This is a genomic window from Bradyrhizobium genosp. SA-3, assembly GCF_004212635.1.
Classification (GTDB): Bacteria; Pseudomonadota; Alphaproteobacteria; order Rhizobiales; family Xanthobacteraceae; genus Bradyrhizobium.
Genome location: NZ_PSRT01000308.1, coordinates 1 through 1,374 on the forward strand (window position 1 = coordinate 1; position 1,374 = coordinate 1,374).

A 1,374-nucleotide genomic window follows, 5' to 3' on the forward strand; every position below is an offset into this window, starting at 1 on the left:
GTCTCAACGACAACGTTCCTCCTTCGCACGCAGATCCAGGTTGAGTACGTGGTGGTTTCAGAAGGGGCGTATAGATTACAAATCTTCTGGACCCGACTGCTCGCAAAGATCTTCTCGATCAGTTCCGCCGTCAGCCACTCGCCCGCCAAATTGACGACGCTGGTCGAAGCCGGCACTGCTTTCCTGTCGACCAGAGCGGCGATCGCCGAGGGCACTGTGTTGATCAAAGAGATATCCAAAGACCTCTCGGCCAGCGCCAGCGCATTCTCGACAAGGTAAAGCGTGCTTCCTTGCGAAAGCGGAACGAAGCACTCATAGACGGACAGATCAAAACTGATCGACGTAGCAAACAGCGTGCGGCTGATCTCTGATGCGGTAAACACGTCGCTGCTCCAATGCAGCAGGTTCACCGTGCTCGCATGCTCAATCATGACCCCCTTGGGGGTGCCTGTTGATCCCGAGGTGTAGATCACATAGGCGAGATGGCGCGAGGTCAGGCCGAGCGCACGCGGGTCCGGATCCGACGCCGGCAGATTGGCCCATTCCGGCGTCGCCGCCAGATCCACCACCGTCCGATCGCGTAGCGCATCGTCGCCCAGCGCCGATCGCCCCGCTGCATCGGCCAGCAGCACTCGCGGCGCCGCATCCTCCAGCACCTGGTGCAGCCGCGCCGACGGATAGGCCGGATCGAGCGGCAGATAGGGCCCCCCCGCCTTGAGGATCGCCAGCAGCCCGACCACCATCGCCACGCTGCGCGCAACGCAGATCGCCACCGGCTGATCCGGCTTCACCCCGAGCCCGATCAGATGATGCGCCAGCTGGTTGGCATGCGCATTCAGCTCGCCATAGCTTAGCCGCTCCTCCTCATGGACCACCGCCACCGCGTCCGGCGCACGGCGAACCTGTGCCTCGAACAGCTCGTGGATGCACACGTCCGACGGATAGGCCGATGCCGTCCGGTTCAGCTCCTCCAGCAGATACGCGCGCTCAGCGGCTGGCAGGATGTCCAGCTCGCGCACCGGCGTGCTCGGCGCATGCTCCAGCGCCTCCGCCAGCTGCTCGAGCGCCCGCTGCATGTAGCCGCAGATCCGATCCGCCGAGATGGGCTCCACCACCTGCGCCGTCAGCCCGAGCGCCTCGCCAAAATCCTCCACCGACAAGGTCAGCGGATAATTGGTGCGCTCCTCCTCGCCCAGCCATTCCACGCCGGACAGCACATCATCGGGTGCGGAGGCGGAGACCGCCACCGGCGTGTTGTGGCGGTAGTTCAACAGCGCGCTGAACAGCGGCGCCGGCGCCGCAACGGCGCTGCAGCGCTGCGCCAGCGCCAGCGAGGCATGCTCGTGCGCCAAAAGCTCAGCCAGCCGGGCATGC

At 64.8% G+C, this 1,374-nt stretch carries 1 protein-coding gene; it reads right to left on the bottom strand.

The genetic code is table 11. From position 1 onward, the window contains the following. Positions 1-1,271, bottom strand: a 1,271-nt coding sequence (locus tag CWO91_RS42195) for an AMP-binding protein (protein ID WP_283811091.1), incomplete at its 3' end; no start/stop codon positions are given. Between the last annotated feature and the right edge of the window lie 103 nt (positions 1,272-1,374).